This is a genomic window from Pseudomonas sp. NPDC087346 (genome assembly GCF_044744235.1).
In the GTDB taxonomy this organism is placed as follows: domain Bacteria; phylum Pseudomonadota; class Gammaproteobacteria; order Pseudomonadales; family Pseudomonadaceae; genus Aquipseudomonas.
Window position 1 is genome coordinate 36,917 of sequence record NZ_JBIUXX010000006.1, and the last position, 21,208, is coordinate 58,124.

A 21,208-nucleotide genomic window follows, 5' to 3' on the forward strand; every position below is an offset into this window, starting at 1 on the left:
GACCACGGCATGCAGCAGTTGATTGAATCGGTAGGCGCGCTTTCTCCCGAGAAACGCAAGGCGCTGGCGATTCTACTGGGCAAACAGGGCATTAACCTTTATGGCATCGCGCCGATTTTTCGGCGCACTGAAGGTGAACCGCTGCTGTTGTCTTATGCCCAGGAGCGGCAGTGGTTTCTCTGGCAGATGGAGCCGGACAGCGCGGCGTACCACATTCCCACGGCACTGCGTTTGCGCGGGGCTTTGGACATGGCGGTATTGCAGCGCAGTTTCGATACGCTGATCGAGCGTCACGAAAGTCTGCGCACCGGGTTTGCCCGAGGGGATCAGGACAAGGCCATTCAACTGATCAAGGCACCGTTCGCCTTGCAGATGCAGATCCGCGAGCTGGACGGTGAAGTCGATGAACCGCGTTTGCGCGCGGCCATCGAAGCCGAGATCGCCCGCCCGTTCGACCTGGAGCAGGACGCGTTGCTGCGCGTCTGCCTGTTGCGTCTTGCGCCTGACGATCACGTGCTGGTGATGGTCCAGCACCACATCATTTCCGATGGCTGGTCGATGCAGGTCATGGTCGGTGAGCTGATCGAACTTTATGCCGGGTTCAGTCGCGGCACGCCGGCCACGCTGGCGGCGTTGCCGATCCAGTACGCCGACTTCGCCCAGTGGCAACGTAGCTGGATGGACGCCGGCGAGCGTGAGCGGCAGTTGAATTACTGGGTCGAACATCTGGGCAGTGATCCGGGTGTACTGGAGTTGCCCGCCGATCATCCGCGACCGTTGGTGCAAAGCTATCGCGGCGCACGCCTGGATCTGCAACTGGATGCGGCGTTGAGCAAGGGTTTGCAGGAAATCGCCCGCCGGGAAGGCGTGACCATGTTCATGTTGTTGCTGGCCTCGTTCCAGACCTTGTTGCACCGTTACAGCGGTCAGGACGACATTCGTATCGGTGTGCCGATTGCCAACCGCAACCGTGCCGAAACCGAAGGTTTGATCGGCTTCTTCGTCAACACTCAAGTGCTGCGCGCAAGCCTCGACAGCAGCATGCCGTTCAGTGCGTTGCTGGCTCAGGCAAAACAGTCGGCACTGGGTGCTCAGGCGCATCAGGATCTGCCGTTCGAGCAATTGGTCGAAGCGCTGGCGCCGGAACGCAGCCTCAGCCGCAGTCCTTTATTCCAGGTGATGTTCAACCACCAGAGCGGGGCAAAGCAAAGCAGTCAGGCCATGCAGTTGCCGGGGCTGAGTGTCGAAAGTGTGAACTGGGACAGCCTTACCGCGCAGTTTGACCTGACCCTGGAAACCCACGAGTCGCCGGACGGTGTCTGGGCCTCGTTGATCTACGCCACGGACTTGTTCGACGGTGTCTCCATCGAGCGCATAGGGCGGCATTGGCAGGCGTTGCTCAAGGGCATCGTCAGCAACGCGCAGCAGCGGGTTGGTGAGCTGCCGATGCTCGATGCCAGCGAGCGACAACTGATGCTGCACGACTGGAATCGTCCGGACGCGCCGTTTGCCAGTGAGCTGTGCATCCATCAGTTGATCACTCGTCAGGCCGGGCAAACCCCGGATGCACTGGCAGTAACGTTTGCTGACCGCCAATTGACTTATGCGCAGATGGAGGCGCGCGCCAACCCGTTGGCCCATGCGTTGATCGAGCGCGGTGTCGGTCCGGAAGTGCGGGTCGGCGTGGCCATGCAACGCTCGGAAAACCTGCTGGTCGCGTTGTTGGCCGTGCTCAAGGCTGGCGGTGTGTATGTGCCGCTTGACCCTGATTATCCGGCAGATCGCGTTGCTTACATGCTTGAGGACAGCCGTGCGCTGTGCCTGCTGACCGAGCGCGACGTGGCCGCCAGCCTGGCGATTGGCAGCGGCACCGATGTGCTGTTGATGGACAACGCCGACAGCGATTTCGCCGCTTACCCGACGCATGCACCCACCTCTCGTGTCGATGCCGACAACCTCGCCTATGTGATCTATACCTCCGGTTCCACTGGCAAACCGAAGGGCGTGGCGATTGCCCATCGCAACGTGCTGGCGCTGATCGATTGGTCGCAGTCGGTCTACAGTCGCGACGACATTCAGGGTGTGCTGGCCTCGACGTCGGTGTGTTTCGACCTGTCGGTGTGGGAGTTGTTTGTCACGCTGGCCAACGGTGGCTCGCTGATCATCGCGCGTAATGCGCTGGAATTGCCGCAGTTGCCGGCCCGCGATCAGGTGCGCCTGATCAACACCGTGCCTTCGGCCATCGCCGCACTGCAACGCAGCGGGGAAATTCCGTCGAGCGTGCGCATCATCAATCTGGCTGGCGAGCCGCTCAAACAGTCGCTGGTCGATACCTTGTACCGTCAGACCACGGTCGAGCACGTTTTTGACCTGTACGGCCCGTCGGAAGACACCACGTACTCGACCTGGACCCGACGCACCGCCGGTGGCCAGCCGAGCATTGGCCGACCGCTCAAGCACACCGCCAGTTTCGTCCTCGACGGCGAACTGCAACCGGTGCCGCAAGGCGTCGCGGCCGAGTTGTATCTGGCCGGTGCCGGGATCACGCGCGGCTATCTGGCGCGTCCCGGGCTGACCGCAGAAAAATACCTGCCGAACCCGTTTGGCGCGCCCGGCGAGCGTTTCTACCGCACCGGCGACCTGACCCGTTATCTGGCCGATGGCAACCTGCAATATGTCGGGCGTATCGACCATCAGGTCAAGGTCCGGGGCTTCCGTATCGAACTGGGTGAAATCGAAGCGCGGCTGTTGCAGCAAGATGTCGTGCGCGAGTTGGCGGTACTGGCTCAGGAAGGTGCCAGCGGTCAGCAACTGGTCGCTTATATCGTGCTCAATGGCGCCTTGGGCGATGCCCAGGAGCAGGCGCGCCTGCGCGAAGTGCTCAAGGCTGCGCTGCGCGAACACTTGCCGGAATACATGGTCCCGGCGCACCTGTTGTTCCTTGAACACCTGCCGCTGACTCCCAACGGCAAACTGGATCGCAAGGCGCTGCCCAAACCCGACGCCGCGCTGCAGCAGCAGACCTATCTGGCACCCGTCAACGACAGCGAACAACAGTTGTGCGAGATCTGGCAGGCAGTGCTCGGGCTGGAGCAAGTCGGCGTGACCGACAACTTCTTCGCCCTGGGTGGCGACTCGATCATTTCGATTCAAGTGGTCAGTCGCGCCCGGCAGGCCGGTCTGCGCATTACTCCCAAAGACCTGTTCCAGTACCAGACCGTGCAAGGTCTGGCCCGGGTCGCCCAGCGTGGCGAGGCGGCGTTCAGTATCGATCAGGGGCCGGTAAGCGGTGTCACGCCTTTGCTGCCGTTCCAGCAGCGTTTCTTCGAGCTGGAGATTCCCGAGCGTCAGCGCTGGAACCAGTCGCTGCTGCTCAAGCCTGCGCAAGCGGTTGAGGCCCAGGTGCTGGAGCAAGCCTTGCAGGCGTTGGTGCAACATCACGACGCGTTGCGCCTGAGCTTCGTCGAGGGCGCTGACGGCTGGACCGCCACGCACCGTGCGCCGGCTAACCAGCCGTTGCTGCAAAGGGTGACGGTGCAACATGGCGACGAAATCGAAGCCGTGTGTGACGCCGCCCAAGGCAGCCTTGATCTGCAAGCCGGGCCGCTGTTGCGCGCGGTACTGCTGGATGTGGCTGACGGAAGCCAACGGCTGTTGCTGGCGATCCATCACTTGGTGGTCGATGGTGTTTCGTGGCGGGTATTGCTCGAAGACCTGCAGAGTGCTTGCGAGCAAGTGCAGAGCGGACAAACGATCAAGCTCGCGGCCAAGACCAGCCCGTTCAAGGCCTGGGCTGAACGCCTGCAAGCCTTCGCGGGTGGCGAGTTGCAAAACGAACTGGCCTGGTGGGCCGGGCAACTGGGCGCCGCCAGCGCCGATCTGCCGTGTGACAACCCTGACGCCGGCCTGCAAAACCAGCATGTGCTGAGCGTCGAAACCCGTCTCAGTGCCGACCAGACCCGGCAACTGTTGCAACAGGCACCCGCAGCGTACCGCACGCAGATCAACGATCTGCTGCTGACCGCGCTGGCTCGTGTGATCTGCCGTTGGACTGGCCAGGCTTCGACCTTGATTCAGCTCGAAGGCCATGGCCGAGAAGAACTGTTCGATGACGTCGACCTGAGCCGTACCGTGGGCTGGTTCACCAGTCTGTTCCCGGTACGCCTGACGCCTGCGCTGGCGCTGGCCGACTCGCTCAAAGCGGTCAAAGAGCAACTGCGCAGCGTGCCGAACAAAGGCCTGGGTTTTGGTGCCTTGCGTTATCTGGGCGACGAGCAGGCACGCCGGACGCTGGCCGCGCAACCGGTGCCGCGTATCACGTTCAACTATCTGGGGCAGTTCGACAGTCAGTTCGACGAGGCCGCGCTGTTCGTCCCGGCCAGCGAAAGCACCGGACGTGAGCAAAGCGCGCTGGCGCCGCTGGCCAACTGGCTGGACATCAACGGCAAGGTCTATGGCGGTGAGCTGAATCTGAGCTGGTCGTTCAGCCGCGAGATGTTCAATGAGGCAACCATCCAGCGTCTGGCCGATGACTATGCGCAAGAACTTAACGCGTTGATCGCGCATTGCTGCGACCCGGACAACCATGGCGTCACACCGTCCGATTTCCCGCTGGCGGCATTGAACCAGACGCAACTCGATGCACTGCTGCCGCAATCGGAGTCGGTGGACAACGTCTATCCGCTGTCACCGATGCAACAGGGCATGCTGTTCCACACGCTTTATGAGCAAGGCTCTGGCGATTACATCAATCAGATGCGCGTCTCGGTCGAAGGGCTGGATGTCGAGCGCTTCCGTCAGGCCTGGCAGGCAGCCCTCGATGCCCACGACATTCTGCGCACGCGGTTTGTCTGGGGCGGCGAGCAAGCGGTGCCGTTGCAAGTCGTCGAGCGCTCGGCCACGTTGCCGTTCACCGTTCACGACTGGCGCGATCAGTCGGCGGATGCACTGGATGCGCTGGCCGATACCGAGCGCAACCGTCCATTCGATTTGACGCAAGTGCCACTGCTGCGCCTGGTGGTCGTGCGCACGGGCGAGGATCGCCACGAACTGCTTTACACCAGTCACCACATTCTGATGGACGGCTGGAGCAACTCGCAGTTGCTCGGCGAAGTGCTGCAACGCTATGCCGGACAAACTCCCGCTGCGACCGTTGGTCGTTACAGCGATTACATCGCCTGGCTGCAACGTCAGGACAGTCAGGTCAGCGAACGATTCTGGCTGGAGCGCCTGGCGCAATTCGACGAGCCGACCCGTCTCGCCCAAGGCCTCGCTGATCATGCGGCGAATGCCAGTGGCGGCGCTGCCGACCAGTATCAGCAGTGGATCGATGCGACCGGCACCTTGCGCCTGAGCGAATTTGCCCGGCAGCAGAAAGTCACCTTGAACACTCTGGTGCAGGCGGCGTGGCTGTTGCTGCTGCAACGCTATACCGGCCAGCCGACCGTGGCTTTCGGCGCGACAGTGTCCGGGCGCCCGGCGAACCTGCCGGGGGTCGAACAGCAAGTTGGATTGTTCATCAACACCTTGCCGGTAATCGCTCGTCCCGAGCCGCAACTGACCGTCAGCCAATGGCTGCAAACCGTGCAGGAACTGAATATTTCCCTGCGTGATTTCGAGCACACAGCGCTGGCCGATATCCAGCGCTGGTCGGGGCAGGGCAGCGATGGTCTGTTCGACAATTTGCTGGTGTTCGAGAACTACCCGATCTCCGAGGCGCTGGAGCAGGGTTCGTCGCTGGGCCTGAATTTCGGCGCGGTGGATACCCGCGAACAGACCAACTACCCGCTGACCGTCGGGGTCAATCTTGGCGAAACGCTGTCGGTGCATTACAGCTTCACCCCGGCGCACTTCAGCCATGGCGCCATTGTGCGTTTGCATGCGCAATTGGCCTCGTTGCTGGAACAATTCGTCCAGTCGGCCAGTGCCCGTCTGGGGGCGCTGACTTTGTTGAGCAGCGCCGAGCAGGTGCGTCTGCAGGACAGTAACCGTGCACAGCCGTGTACCGACCCGTTGCTGGTGCAGCAACGTATCGCGCTGATTGCCACGCAGCACGCAGAACGTGAAGCGGTGCGCTGTGGCGATCAGGCGCTGACGTTCGCTGAACTGGATAGCGCATCGAATCGTCTCGCGCATTTACTCATCGGCGAAGGTGTCGGCCCGGAAGTGCGGGTTGGCGTTGCGCTGCCGCGCAGTCCGTCGATGCTGGTGGCGTTGCTGGCGGTGCTCAAGGCCGGTGGTGCTTATGTCCCGCTGGACGCCAGTTATCCGCGTGAGCGCCTGGCTTACCTGATCGAAGATTCGGGTATTGCCCTGTTGCTCACCGACTCGCAATTGCGTGGGCAGCTGCCGTTGAGCAACGGCCTGCATGCGCTGGACCTCGACACTCTGCAAACCGCCGGGCTGCCGAGCACCGCGCCGCAAGTAGAACTGCATCCGGAGAACCTCGCTTATGTGATTTACACCTCCGGATCGACCGGGCAACCGAAAGGCGTTTGCGTTGCGCATGGCCCGCTGGCCATGCATTGCCAGGCCATCGGCAAGCGCTACGAAATGACCCCGGACGATTGTGAGTTGCACTTCATGTCGTTCGCCTTTGACGGTGCCCATGAACGCTGGCTGACCCCGTTGACCCATGGCTCGCGCCTGCTGTTGCGCGACGACAGCCTGTGGAGTCCGGAGCAGACCTACACCGCGATGCAGCAACACGGTGTCACCGTGGCCGCGTTCCCTCCGGTGTACCTGCAACAACTGGCGGAGCACGCTGAGCAGGCGGGTAATCCGCCGGCAGTGCGCATCTATTGTTTTGGCGGTGATGCGGTGCCTAATGACAGTTTCGAACGAGCTCGCGCCGCGCTGTCACCGGACTACATCATCAACGGTTACGGGCCGACAGAAACCGTGGTCACACCACTGATCTGGAAGGCCGCACGCAACGACGTGTGCGGCGCCGCCTATGCGCCTATCGGTACGCGTATTGGCGACCGTAGCACTTGCGTGCTCAGTGCTGATCTGAACGCTTTGCCGCAAGGAGTGATGGGCGAGTTGTATCTGGGGGGAACGGGCCTGGCTCGCGGTTATCTGGATCGGCCGGCAATGACTGCCGAACGTTTTGTGCCGGACCCGTTTGGTGCGCCGGGTGCACGGTTGTATCGCAGCGGCGACCTGGTACGCGAACGTGCCGATGGCGTATTCGACTATCAGGGTCGGGTCGACAACCAGGTGAAAATTCGTGGTTTCCGCATTGAATTGGGCGAAATCGAAGCCCGTCTGCTCGAACTGAGCAGCGTACGTGAAGCCGTGGTCCTGGCGCATGCCGGACCGAGCGGCAAGCAACTGGTGGCTTATCTGGTACCGACCCAACCGGTCGAAGATGCATTGCCGGGGCAATGGCGCGACAGCGTGCGCAACAGCCTCAAGGAAAGTCTGCCGGCGCACATGGTGCCAGCGCATCTGATGGTGCTGGCGCAATTGCCGGTGACGCCCAACGGCAAACTGGACCGCAAGGCCTTGCCGGCCCCGGACGCCAGTCTGATGCAAAACAGCTACGTCGCACCGCGTAACGAACTGGAGCAGCGCATTGCCGCGATCTGGGCCGATGTGTTGCGTCTGGAGCGAGTCAGCGCCACGGACAACTTCTTCGAACTGGGCGGCGATTCGATCATCTCGATTCAGGTGGTGGGCCGCGCACGCCAGGCCGGCATTCAGTTCACGCCCAAGGATCTGTTCCAGCATCAAACCGTGCAGGCACTGGCAGCTGTGGCCCAACTGGGTGGTGCGGGCCTGACCATTGATCAGGGCCCGGTCAGCGGGATGACGCCGCTGTTGCCGTTCCAGCAGCTGTTCTTCGCCAGCGATATTCCCGAGCGTCATCACTGGAATCAGTCGTTGCTACTTAAACCGGGGATGGTGTTGCAGGCTGACACGGTCGAGCAGGTGTTGCAGGCGCTGGTGGTGCATCACGATGCATTGCGTCTGTCGTTCAGCGAAAACGCCGCAGGCTGGATCGCCAGTCACCGTTCTGCGCAGATTGTGCCGGATATGCTCTGGCATCGTTCGTTGAGCGATATCGGCGACATCGAAGCGATCTGTCAACAAGCGCAAGCCAGCCTTGATCTGCAGAACGGTCCGCTGTTACGCGGCGTGTTGCTGGACCTGCCGGATCAGACTCAGCGCCTGCTGTTGATCGTGCATCACCTGGTCGTTGACGGCGTCTCCTGGCGCGTACTGCTGGAAGATCTGCAAACCGCGTTCAGTCAGGTGCGGGCCGGTCGGGGCGTGGAGTTGCCGGCCAAGACCAGTGCCTTCAAGGCCTGGGCCGAACGTCTGCAAGCGCATGCCGCCAACCTCGATGGCGAACTGGCGTTCTGGCAGGAGCACTTGCAGGGTTCAGCGGCGACGCTGCCGTGCGAACGTACCGACGGCAGCCTGGAAAACCGTTACGCACAAAGTGTGCAGACACGTCTTGCGCCAGACCTGACCCGGCAATTGCTGCAACAGGCCCCGGCGGCTTACCGCACGCAGGTCAACGATCTGCTGCTGACCGCGCTGGCGCGAGTAATCAGCCGCTGGAGCGGGCATGCTTCGGCGTTGATTCAGCTCGAAGGTCACGGCCGCGAAGACTTGTTCGACGACATCGACCTGAGCCGCACGCTCGGCTGGTTCACCAGTGTATTCCCGGTGCACCTGACACCGGCCAATGGCCTCGGCGATTCGATCAAACAGATCAAGGAACAACTGCGCGCGATTCCCGACAAGGGCATCGGTTTCGGTGCTTTGCGTTACTTGGGCAACGATTCGGCGCGCGCGGTGTTGGCGCAGTTGCCGAGCCCAAGAATCACCTTCAATTATCTGGGCCAGTTCGACAGCCAGTTCGACGAGTCGGCATTGTTCATGCCGGCCAGCGAAAGCGCCGGCAGCGACCTCAGTGAGCGCGCGCCGCTGGGCAATTGGTTGTCGGTCAACGGCCAGGTGTATGGCGGTGAACTGAGTCTGTCGTGGAGCTTCAGCGAGCAGATGTTCGATACCGCGACCGTGCAGGCACTGGCCGATGACTACGGACGTGAACTGGCGCTGCTGATCGAGCATTGCCTGGCGCCGGACAACCACGGCCTGACGCCTTCCGACTTCCCGCTGGCGAGCCTGAGTCAGGCGCGTCTGGACGGGTTGCCGGTGCCGGTGGTAGACATCGAAGACATCTATCCGCTGTCACCGATGCAGCAGGGCATGTTGTTCCACACCTTGTCCGACGATGGCGACGACCTCTACGTCAACCAGCTCAACCTGTCGGTCGAAGGCCTCGACATCGAACGCTTCCGTGCCGCGTGGGAATGCGTGGTGCAGCGCCACGAAATCCTCCGGACTTCGTTCCACTGGCAGGACAGCCAGGCGTCGCCGGTGCAAGTGGTACACCGCCAGGGCAGCGTCGATCTGCAAGCACTCGACACACCGATGGACGAGGCGCAACTGGCCGAATTCGCACGCCAGCAGCGGGTGCAGGGTTTCGAGCTGAACCGCATGCCGTTGCAGCGTACACGGCTGATCCGCCTCGGTGCGGACAAGTATCAGTTGATCTGGACCAGCCATCACATCCTGATGGACGGCTGGAGCAGTTCGCAGTTGTTCGGCGAAGTCTTGCAGCACTATGCCACCGGTCAGGTCGAAGGCGAGAGCGGGCGCTATCGCGACTTCATCGCCTGGTTGCAGAAGCAGGATTCGGCGCAACTCGAACAATTCTGGAAAGGCCACTTGCAAACGCTGGTCGAGCCAACGGCGCTGAGCCAGGCCATGCACCCTCGCCATGAGTCCAGCGAGCACGGTCACCAGGCGATCTACACCCGTTGGGACGCAAACCAGACGGCCGTTTTGCAACAGCATTGCCGGGCACAGGGCATTACCGCCAACACCTTGATTCAGGGTGCGTGGCTGATGGTCTTGCAGCGTTACACCGGCCAGCACAGCGTGGCTTTCGGCGCCACTGTGGCCGGGCGACCGGAAGGCTTGCCGAATGCCGGCAGCATGCTGGGCCTGTTCATCAACACCTTGCCGGTGATCCAGACGCTTGATCCGGCGCAACCACTCAATACCTGGCTGAGCCAATTGCAGGCCTACAACCTCGATCTGCGCGAGCACGCCCACGCACCGCTGGCGGATATCCAGCGCTGGTCGGGGCAGGGCGGTCAGCCGCTGTTCGACAGCATTATCGTGTTCGAAAACTACCCGATTGACCAGCGTCTGGAACAGGCACCGGGTGGTCTGCGTTTCGGCACTTCGGCCAGCCACGACGTCACCAACTTCCCGATGGACCTGGCGGTGCATCTGGGCGAAGAGTTCTCCATTGAGTATCTGTTCCTGCGCGACCGCTTCAGCGTCGAAGCCGTCGAGCGGATTCGTCTGACCATGGAGGTGCTGCTGCACGCAATGATGCACACGCCAGAGGCCTGCCTGGGCAACCTGCAACGTCTGGCCGAGCCGCAGTGGCAAGCCTTGCAACAGTGGGGGGCGGAACCGGCGGCAGTGCATCGTCGTGACTTGCTGCCGGCATTGATCGCCGCGCAACGTCCCGAGGCGATTGCCGCCGAGTGTGGTGATGAGCAGTTGAGCTATGCGCAACTGGAACGTCGGGCGAATCAACTGGCGCATCATCTGATCGCTGCCGGCGCCGGGCCGGAAGTGCTGATCGGCGTGGCGCTGGAGCGCTCTATCGACATGCTGGTTGCGTTGTTGGCGGTATTCAAGAGCGGCGCTGCCTACGTGCCACTGGACATCGATTACCCAAGCGAACGCTTGGCTTTCATGATCGAAGATTCGGGCATGCGCCAGATGATCAGTCGTGGTGCCGCCAGTCAGCGCCTGCCGCTGCCGGCCGGTCTGCCATTGCTGGATCTGGATCATTTCGACGCCAGCCAATATCCGCTCACCACGCCGCGTGTGCAAGCCGTCGAGGACAGCCTCGCGTACCTGATCTACACCTCGGGCTCCACCGGTCTGCCCAAAGGCGTGGCGGTGACTCACGGGCCGTTGAGCATGCATTGTCAGGCGATCCGCGAGCTGTATGAAATGGATCACACCACCCGTGAGTTGCACTTCATGTCGTTCGCTTTCGATGGTGCCCATGAACGTTGGCTGACCACGCTCGCATTCGGTGGCACGCTGGTATTGCGCGATCACGAACTGTGGACGCCGGAGCAGACCAGTCACGCGTTGCTCAACCGCTCGATTGATATTGCCTGCTTCCCGCCGGCCTATCTCAAACAAGTGGCCGAGTACGTTGAGGCCAGTGGCATGGTTGTGCCGAAGGTGCGCATTTACTGCCTTGGCGGTGATGCGGTGCCGGAACAGACGCTGGCCCAGGTGCGCCGGGTACTGCAACCGCAGTTCATCACCAACGGCTACGGCCCGACCGAAACCGTGGTCACGCCGATGCTCTGGAAAGCGGCCAACGATGAAGCCTGTGCGGCGGCTTATGCGCCCATCGGGCGAGTGGTCGGCCAGCGTTCGCTGTGGGTGCTGGATGACGATCTCAATCCGTTACCGCAGGATCTTTCAGGGCAGTTGTACATCGGCGGCTATGGGGTTGCCCGTGGTTACCACGGACGTGCGGCGATTACCGCCGAGCGATTCGTGCCGGACCCGTTCGGTGCACCCGGCAGCCGTCTGTATCGCAGTGGCGACCTGGTGCGCCTGCGCGCTGACGGTATCCTCGATTACGTCGGCCGTGCCGACCATCAGGTGAAGATTCGCGGGTTCCGTATCGAGCTGGGCGAAATCGAAGCCTGTCTGCGGGCACAGAGCGGCGTTACCGACGCCGTGGTCATCGCGCGTGACGGTGTGTCCGGTAAACAGTTGATCGGCTATGTGGTCAGTGATAACGACAATGCCGGTGATCGCCTGAAAACCTTGCTGCGCTCGCAGTTGCCGGAATACATGGTGCCGTTGCAGATTATCTGTCTGGCGCGGCTACCGATTTCGCCCAACGGCAAGCTTGATCGCAAAGCCCTGCCCGAGCCGGAGTTCTCGGCCGATCAGTACCAGGCACCACGCAATGACGAGGAAACCTGGCTGGCCGGGATCTGGGCGGATGTCTTGCAGGTCGAGCGCGTCGGCATCAGCGACAACTTCTTCGAGTTGGGCGGTGATTCGATTCTCAGCCTGCAAGTGATCTCCCGGGCACGTAACCATCCGCAACTGAAACTGGAAATCAAGCTGCGCGACCTGATGCGCTTCCAGACCATCGGCAACCTGTTCGATCAGCAGGCGGTGGCGCAATCGAGCCAGACCGTGGACAGCACTCATGTGGCTCAGGCCGGCGGGTTCGGCCTGCTACCGATTCAGGAGTGGTTCTTCGCCGAGGGCATGAGCGAGCCGCATCACTTTAACCAGGCGATGATGCTGCGCTCGCGCCAGCCACTGGACTCTGTTGCACTGGAACGCACTATGCGGCTGATGCTGGAGCAGCATGACTCATTGCGCCTGCGCTTCTTCCAGGATCAGGGGCGCTGGTTGCAGCACTATCAGTCGCTGGATGACAGCCTGCGTAACGCCACGCAAGATCCGTTGCTGTGGCAACGCCAAATCGGTGATATCGAGCAGTTGGCGGCACTGGTTAACGAAACCCAGCGCAGCCTGAATCTGGTCGATGGTCCGCTGATGCGCGGCTTGCTGGTTAACTTGCCGGACGGCGAAGTGCGCCTGCTGTTGGTGGTGCATCACCTGGTGATCGACGCGGTGTCGTGGCGCATCTTCCTGCAGGATCTGCAACTGAGTTACGAGGCTTTCAGTCAGTCTCGGGAACCGCAACTGGCGCAGCGCACCAGCAGCTATCGCGCCTGGGCCGATGGCCTTGCAGCGCAAGTGCCGGCACTGGTCGAGCAGGAACTCGATTACTGGCTCGGACAGCTGGATCAGCCGGGGAAGGATCTGCCGTGTGACAACCCGCGCGGCAAGAATCTGGTGCGTTTGCGCGAAGAGACCTTCATGGGTCTCGACGCCACCCGCACCGGGCAATTGCTCAAGCAGGCACCAGCGGTGTACGGCACGCAGATCAACGATTTGCTGCTGACCGCTCTTGGTCGCGTGCTATGCCGCTGGAGCGATGCCGAATCGGTGCTGGTGCAGCTTGAGGGCCATGGTCGTGAAGACCTGGTCGAAGGGCTGGACCTGAGCCGCACGCTGGGCTGGTTTACCACTATGTTTCCGGTGCGTCTGGCGCCGTTGGCCGGGCAGGATTTCGGCGCTTCGATCCTTGCGGTGCGCGAGCAATTGGCGGCGGTCCCGCAAAAGGGTGTTGGCTACGGCGCGCTGCGCTACATGGCCGGTGCGCCGGTACAACAGCAGTTGGCCGCGTTGCCGCAGGCGCGCCTGACCTTCAACTATCTGGGGCAGTTCGACCAGACGTTCGACGAGCAGGCGATGTTGCTGCCAGCAGACGAGCACATCGGCGACGTCTACAGCCTCGATGCCAACCTCGGTAACTGGCTGGAAATCGTTGGTCAGGTGTTCGACGGCAAGCTGTCGATGCGTTGCATGTACAGCACCCGCCGGTTCCGTCCGAGCACCATCGAGACCCTGATGCAGGCGTATCAGACTGAGCTGGAAGCGTTGGTCGAGCATTGCCTGCAGCAGTCTGTGGTCTGAGCGGTTTCTTAACTTTTTGAAAGGGCCGGTGCGCGTTCTGCGCATCGGTCCGGGATGTGATTTATGTCATTGAATTCGGAAGTGGCGGCGTTTCTCGATCTGGTCGAGGATAGCCAGAGCAGTGCGTTTCACCAGGGTACGCCGGAGCAGGCGCGAGCGGCGTTCGAACAGTCCTCGCAACAGATGCGCTGGGATGTGCCGGATGTCGATGTGACTGAGGTGCAATACATCGCTCGCGACGGTGCCGAGTTGACGTTGCGGCTTTACCGTCCTTTGCAAAAGGTCGGTGTCTTGCCGGTGCTGCTGTTTTTGCACGGTGGCGGTTTTGTGGTGGGCAGCCTCGACTCCCATGACGGTATTTGCCGCGAGTTCTGCGCACGTACGCCGTGTGCCGTGTTGTCGGTGGGCTATCGCCGCGCACCGGAACACAGGTTTCCGGTGGCGTTGCACGATTGCGCCGATGCACTGGATTGGCTGCGCGAACATGCCGGGGCGTTCGATCTCGATCTGTCGCGTCTGGTGTTTGGCGGCGATAGTGTCGGCGCCACGCTGGCGACCGTGCTGGCGCTTGAAGCGCGTGCGGCCGACGCGCTCAAGCCATGCCTGCAATTGCTCTGCTATCCGGTGACGGACGCCTCGCAGCGCCGCGAGTCGATGGACTTGCTCGGCGAGGGTTATCTGCTGGAAAGCGACACCCTGGAATGGTTCTACCAGCACTATGCACGCAGCATTGAAGATCGCCACGACTGGCGTTTCTCGCCACTGCTGTGCCCCGACCTTGCTGGCGCCGCCCCGGCCTACGTCGCCTTGGCAGGTTTCGACCCGCTGGTGGACGAAGGCCGCGCTTATGCCGAACGTTTGGACGGCACAGGAGGACTGCTTGAATGCCGTGAATTCCCCGGCCACGTTCACGACTTCCTGCGCATGCGCATGGTCACCGAAGAAGTGGAGGCGATTTATCAGGAACTGGTTACGGTTCTGCGCGCCGCGATGTATCCGGCTGACATAGCGGATTGACCGCAACGACGCCATCGCCAGCAGGCTGTCTCCCACAGGGACCGCGGTTGGACACAAAATATGTGCATCCCTGAAAAACCACTGTGGGAGCCAGCCTGCTGGCGATAGGGCAATACCTGCTGAATCCTTGCTGACTGACCCACAGCTATCGCCAGCAGGCTGTCTCCCACAAGGACCGCGGTTGGACAAAAAATATCTGCCCCTCCCGAAAACCACTGTGGGAGCCAGCCTGCTGGCGATTGAGGTAATCCCTGACTGACCCACAGCTATCGCCAGCAGGCTGTCTCCCACAGGGACTGCGGTTGGACACAAAATATCTGCCCCCCTGAAAACCATTGTGGGAGCCAGCCTGCTGGCGATTGAGGCAATCCCTGCTGAATCCTTGTTGACTGACCCACAGCTATCGCCAGCAGGCTGTCTCCCACAAGGTCTGCGGCTGGATACAAAATATCTGCTCCCCTGAAAATCATTGTGGGAGCCAGCCTGCTGGCGATAGTGATCAGTTAGACACATCCAGCCAAAAGTCTGTAAACCCTCCATGGGTCAGACGGACTAGCCTTCTCATAATCAATTTATGAGCGAGGCGAAGGAATGCCTGATTTACCTGCTTCACATCGCCTGCGGCGTGGTCGTTACGCCGAATCAAATCGAATTTACCTGCTGACCACCAACACCCACGGACGCCAACCAGTTTTTCAGAATTTCGAACTGGGTCGCTTGGTTGTGAACCAATTTCGACATGCACAACAGCAAGGCGTGGCGAACTCATTGGCCTGGGTCGTCATGCCTGATCACTTTCATTGGCTGGTCGAGTTGCAGTGTGGGTCGCTGGGAGACTTGATGCAAAAAACCAAATCTCTGAGTGCCAAAGCGGTGAATAAGTCCGTAGGCCACAAGGTCAGTCTCTGGCAAAAGGGTTTTCATGACCGGGCACTGCGACGCGAAGAGGACCTGATCAAAATGGCCCGCTATATTGTGGCCAACCCTTTGCGAGCGGGCCTGGTCGAGAAACTTGGCGACTATCCATTGTGGGATGCCATATGGGTCTGAATTTCAACACCCCCCAAAACCACTGTGGGAGCCAGCCTGCTGGCGATTGGGGCAATCCCTGCTGAATCCTTGTTGACTGACCGGCAGCCATCGCCAGCAGGCTGTCTCCCACAAGGACCGCGGTTGGACAAAAAATATCTGCATCCCTGAAAAACCACTGTGGGAGCCAGCCTGCTGGCGATTGGGGCAATACCTGCTGAATCCTTGCTGACTGACCCACAGCCATCGCCAGCAGGCTGTCTCCCACAAGGACCGTGGCTGGACACAAAATATCTGCGTCCCTGAAAAACCACTGTGGGAGCCAGCCTGCTGGCGATGGGGCAATCCCTGCTAAATCCTTGTTGACTGACCCACAGCCATCGCCAGCAGGCTGTCTCCCACAGGGACCGTGGTTGGACAAAAAGTATCTGCCCCTCCCGAAAACCATTGTGGGAGCCAGCCTGCTGGCGATTGGGGCAATACCTGCTGAATCCTTGTTGATTGACCGGCAGCCATCGCCAGCAGGCTGACTCCCACAGGGGCCGTGGTTGGACACAAAATATCTGCATCCCTGAAAAACCACTGTGGGAGCCAGCCTGCTGGCGATTGGGGCAATACTTGCTGAATCCTTGCTGACTGACCCACAGCCATCGCCAGCAGGCTGTCTCCCACAGGGACCGCGGTGGGACACAAAATATCTGCATCCCTGAAAAACCACTGTGGGAGCCAGCCTGCTGGCGATGGGGCAATCCCTGTCGAATCTTTGTTGACTGACCCACAGCTATCGCCAGCAGGCTGTCTCCCACAAGGACCGCGGTTGGACACAAAATATCTGCATCCCTGAAAAACCACTGTGGGAGCCAGCCTGCTGGCGATGAGGCAATCCCTGCTGAATCTTTGTTGACTGACCCACAGCCATCGCCAGCAGGCTGTCTCCCACAGGGACCGCGGTTTGACACAAAATATCTGCCCCCCTGAAAAACCACTGTGGGAGCCAGCCTGCTGGCGATGGGGCAGTCCCTGTCGAATCTTTGTTGACTGACCCACAGCCATCGCCAGCAGGCTGTCTCCCACAAGGACCGTGGTTGGACGCAAAATATGTGCATCCCTGAAAAACCATTGTGGGAGCCAGCCTGCTGGCGATTGGGGCAATCCCTGCTGAATCTTTGTTGACTGACCGGCAGCCAATCACCAGCAGGCTGTCTCCCACAAGGAGAGTTGATCTGGCACAAGTTAAAGTCCGGCCAAAAAAAAACGCCCCGGTTTTGCCGTGGCGTTTTTCTGGTTACAGCCGTTAAGTCAGAACGTGTACTTGAAGCCCGTCATGATGTTGCGCGGTGCGCCGTACATGCCGTGGTCGCCGGCGTAGCTGAGGTACTCGCGGTCGAATACGTTGTTCAGGTTGACCGAGGCGCTGAGGTTTTTGTTGATGTCGTAACGAGCCAAAAGGTTGGTGACGGCGTAGCTGCCTTGCTGGAAGGTGTGCAGGTCGGCACCGGTCTTGCTCTGCCAGTTCACGCCACCACCGAGGGTGACTTTGTCCAGAACGCCCGGCAGGCGATAGCTGGTGAAGGTTTTCAGACTGTGGCGTGGCAGGGTGGTGACGATGCGCTGGTCATCGGCATCGGTGCTGACTGCGTAGGCGTAACCTGCAGAAGCCTGCCAGCCTTCGGCCAGTTCGCCGTCCAGGGTGAGTTCGGCGCCCTTGGTGGTTGTGCCTTGCTCGGATTTATAAGTGTTGCCGCCCGGCGTGTCGATCCAGATCGCCAGATTGTCCTGTTCAATCTTGAACAGCGCAAAGCTGGAGTTCAGCTTGCCGTCGAAGTGGCTGCCCTTGACGCCGACTTCATAGCCGGTGCCTTCCATCGGGTCCAGCGGCTTGTTGTTGACGTCACGTACCCAGGACGATTGCGGGTTGAAGATCTTGGTGTAGCTGGCGTACAGCGACCAAGTGTCGTTGAGGTCGTAGACCACGCCCGCGTACGGGATGTAAACGCCGGTTTCCGATTCCTTGGTCTTGGTTTCTGCGGCGCCGTATGGCTTGTCTTCGATGTCGCGGTGCCAGTCGACCACTCGGCTGCCGAGCAGGATGCTCAGGTCGTCAGTGGCATGCAGGCGGGTGGCCAGGTAGGCGGCATATTGGGTTTCGTCGACGGTGGATTTACCGGTGACATTAAACTCCGGTTTGACCGAGTCGCCGTTCCAGTTCAGCAGGTTGTCGATGGCGCCGGCCGGTGAGCCGGAGTAGTCGTACTTCCAGCCGCCGTAGCTTGGTACGTTCTCGTAGTAGTTGGACAGGGTTACACCGGCAATCAACTCATGCTCGCGACCCAGCAGGCCAAACGGGCCGGTCAGGTAGGCGTCGATGTTGTCCTGGCGTGGAGTACCGGAGAACCGCACAGGTAGTTGGGTGGTGCCGCTGCCGTCCGGATTCAGGCCGCCGTTTACGTAGTTGAAGACCTCGTCGAATTTGTTTTCCGAGTGAGTGAATTCGAGTTTGCCGCTCCAGCCGTTGGCGAACTGTTGTTCGATCGAGGTGAAGAAGCTGGTTTGTTCGTGGTCGTTGTACGACCAGGTCTGCGCCGAGTTGAGCGAGCGGCTGAGGTTGGTGCGCGAGCCATCAGTGAAGCGGGTCGGCAGGCCGGAGCGCATCGGCGAATCGACGTCGGTGCGTTGGTAGCTGAAGCCCATGGTCAGCAGGGTGTCTTCGGTCAGATCGAATTCGGTGATGCCGTAGATCAGCTGCGAATCCTGCTTGTAGCGATCAACCCAGGATTGTTCGGTCTTGAAGTCGGCGACCAGTCGGCCGCGCACGTTGCCAGTCGGTGTCAGTGGACCGGAAACGTCGAAACCGGTGCCGTAGCGATCCCAGTTACCGGCTTCAGCGGTGACACTGGCCTGGGCCTCGGCGGTCGGGCGTTTGCGGATCAGGTTGATGGTCGCCGAAGGGCTGCCCAGGCCGCTGATCAGACCGGTAGCGCCACGCACCACTTCAACACGGTCGTACATCGCCATGCTTTGGGTGTAGTTGTCCATGCGCTTGACGGTCGGCACGCCGTCGATTTCGAAGTTCTGAATCTCGAAACCTCGGGAGAAATAACCGTCGGATTCTGCGCCCTGACCATCGCGCAGCACGATGATGCCTGGCGTGGCGTCGAGGGTGTCGCTGAGGTTGGTGAGGTGTTGGTCGTCCAGGCGCTGGCGGGTCATCACGGTCAGCGACTGCGGGGTTTCTTTCGGGGTCAGGTTCAGACGCGTCGAACTACTGGACGAGTAGGTGGTGTACAGCCCGGTGCCTTCAGTGGTCGAGCCAGGTGCCTTGCCGGAAATCGATACCGCGCCCAGCTCCAGCGCGTTGCCGGCACCGGTCGCTGGCAACAGCGATACGGTATTGCCGGTCAGTTGATAAGTCATGCCGCTCCCCAGCAGCAAGTTGTTCAGCGCTTGTTCCGGTTCCAGATGGCCAGATACCGCGCTCGACTTCAGACCCGACAGCGTCTCCGGGCTGTAAAGAATCTGCAGGTTGGCTTGTTGACCCAGTTGTTGCAGGGCGCTGGCCAGTGATTGTGCCGGAACATTGACATCGACCGGAGTCGCCTGAGCCTGGGCGCTGCCCATCAGCATCAAAGCCAGCAAGGCACCGGACAGCACGGAACCGCGTGGGTTGCGGCGAGAAATGGCCTCGGCCAAGGGAGTGCGGGACAACTTGAAGGCTTGCATGTGCTCGGGATGCTCCTGAAGTGCGAGTGCAGTTTTATTAGTTAATGATAATTAGACGCAACACTGAGAAAAAACCGGAAAAAATCCCGCACCCACGAATACTTCTGCTATCGCGCGGGGGCAGGATTGGCTCATCCCTGAGCAAAAGGCAGTCAGGCCGGATTCAGCGCGGTCATGACTTTGCCGGCGTCCATGCGCACCAACTGGTCCGCCACGTCGAAGTAGCGGTCATCGTGGGAGATCACGATGATGGTTTTGCCCAGGCGTTTGAGGTCGGGCAGCAGTTCGGTGTAGAAAATCCGGCGGAAGGTCGGGTCCTGATCTGCCGCCCATTCGTCGAACACCAGCACCGGACGTTCTTCCAGCCATGCGTTGACCAGCGCCAGGCGCTTGCGCTGCCCGGTGGACAGATCTGTGGTAGTGAAATTGCCGTCCTGCACGCTGACCTTGTGGGCGATTTCCAGGCGTTGCAGGTATTTGTTGGCGTCTTCGGGGATGTGCGTGTCGCCTTGCACCACATCGTCGAACAGGTAGTAGTCGGCAAAAATGGTGGTGAACAACTGACGGTAATCGTCGCGTGTCTGAGCATTGACGCACTCACCGTTGAGACGGATTTCCCCCTGCTGTGGCGGGTACAGCCCCAGCAGCAGCTTGATCAGCGTGGTCTTGCCGCAACCGTTTTCGCCAACGATGAACACGATGTCGCCCTGTTCGATCTTCAGATTTACCGGGCCCAGCGTGAACGGCTGGGCATCGCCCACCGCCGGGAAGGCGTAGCGCACGTCATTGAGTTCCAGGCTATGCACCGGCGTGGCTTTCTTGCCCTGGTCGCTAAGCAGCAGGTGTGGCTCGGGCGAGGAAAATTGCGCGGACAGTTCGGCGATACGGCGGAAAGCGATCTGCGCACGGCTGACTACGGGCAGGGTGCCGACCAGATGTTCCAGCGGGCCTTTCATGTACAGCAACACCAGCACAAAGCCGCTCATCACAGTTTTGTCGGCGCTTGGCCAGAACGATTGCAGGGCCAGCGCGAGGCCGATGACCACAAAAAACAGCATCGAACCGAAGCTCTTGGCAATCACAAAAGTATTGATCGACTTGATCTGGGTCTTGCAGATGAAATCGGCGGTGCCCTTGATACCGGCATTGAACATGCTCTGGCGGCGCGGACGATGGATGCGCAACTCCTTGGCGCCTTCGGCGATGGCGTTGTAATGCTTCTGCAGTTCGTCTTCGGCGTCACGGGCGGCGAAGAAGCCTTTGATTCCACGGCCCTGGGCGAAGTACTGGATACCGCTGCCGATCAGGATTGCAACCACCATGATCAGGAACATCGGCCAGGACAGCATCGCCAGATAGCCCATGCAGCCGAGGGTCACGGTCAGCGAGATGGCCAACGGTGCGAAAGCAAACGCGAAGTCGCTGATGGTGTCGACGTCATGGGTCAGGACCGGAATCAACCGGTGGCTGCGGTATCGCTCGATCTGGTCGATGGGGGCCGAAAGCACCTTCTCGCCCAACTGTTTGCGCAGGGTGGCGATGATGTGTTGGCCGACATAGTTGGTGCCGATGTCCGAGCAGATCGAGCTGAGCAGCGCCAGTACACACAAGCCGCCGAACAATGCCACCACGCCTTGGGTCAGGCCGCTTTCGGAGTGCAGTGCATTGTTGATGGTGGCCAGCAGGACGGTGACGCTCAGGCCACCGACCATGCCCAGAATGACCGAGAGTGCAACAACAAGCCGAAAGGGTTTGAGTAGGGTGAACAATTCATGAATTGCACCGCGCGTAGGCTGGGTCATGACAG

The 21,208-nt window shown here is 60.7% G+C and carries 5 protein-coding genes; 3 read left to right on the forward strand and 2 right to left on the reverse strand.

Translation table 11 applies throughout. The annotated features are described in order from the left end of the window. The first annotated feature begins 9 nt into the window (after positions 1 to 9). From ACIOZM_RS05605 to ACIOZM_RS05615, 3 genes are all read left to right on the forward strand, one after another. Positions 10 to 13,635, forward strand: a complete 13,626-nt coding sequence (locus ACIOZM_RS05605; protein WP_401210478.1) for a non-ribosomal peptide synthase/polyketide synthase — start codon at positions 10 to 12, stop codon at positions 13,633 to 13,635. 63 nt (positions 13,636 to 13,698) lie between these two features. Continuing rightward, positions 13,699 to 14,652 carry an alpha/beta hydrolase gene (locus ACIOZM_RS05610; protein WP_401210481.1) on the forward strand — a complete coding sequence of 318 codons (954 nt, stop codon included), beginning with the start codon at positions 13,699 to 13,701 and terminating at the stop codon, positions 14,650 to 14,652. Positions 14,653 to 15,243: 591 nt separating this feature from the next. Then, a complete protein-coding gene (locus ACIOZM_RS05615; RefSeq protein ID WP_401210484.1) occupies positions 15,244 to 15,702 on the forward strand; it encodes an REP-associated tyrosine transposase in 459 nt (152 codons plus the stop codon). A gap of 1,278 nt (positions 15,703 to 16,980) precedes the next feature. Here the strand turns inward: ACIOZM_RS05615 and ACIOZM_RS05620 are convergent. Together ACIOZM_RS05620 and ACIOZM_RS05625 are read right to left on the reverse strand one after the other, a co-directional pair. After that, entirely contained in the window at positions 16,981 to 19,401 is a 2,421-nt protein-coding gene (locus ACIOZM_RS05620; protein ID WP_401210487.1) for a TonB-dependent siderophore receptor, read from the reverse strand. Positions 19,402 to 19,553: 152 nt separating this feature from the next. Beyond that, complete coding sequence (locus ACIOZM_RS05625; RefSeq protein ID WP_401210490.1) at positions 19,554 to 21,203, reverse strand: cyclic peptide export ABC transporter; 1,650 nt, start codon at positions 21,201 to 21,203, stop codon at positions 19,554 to 19,556. Between the last annotated feature and the right edge of the window lie 5 nt (positions 21,204 to 21,208).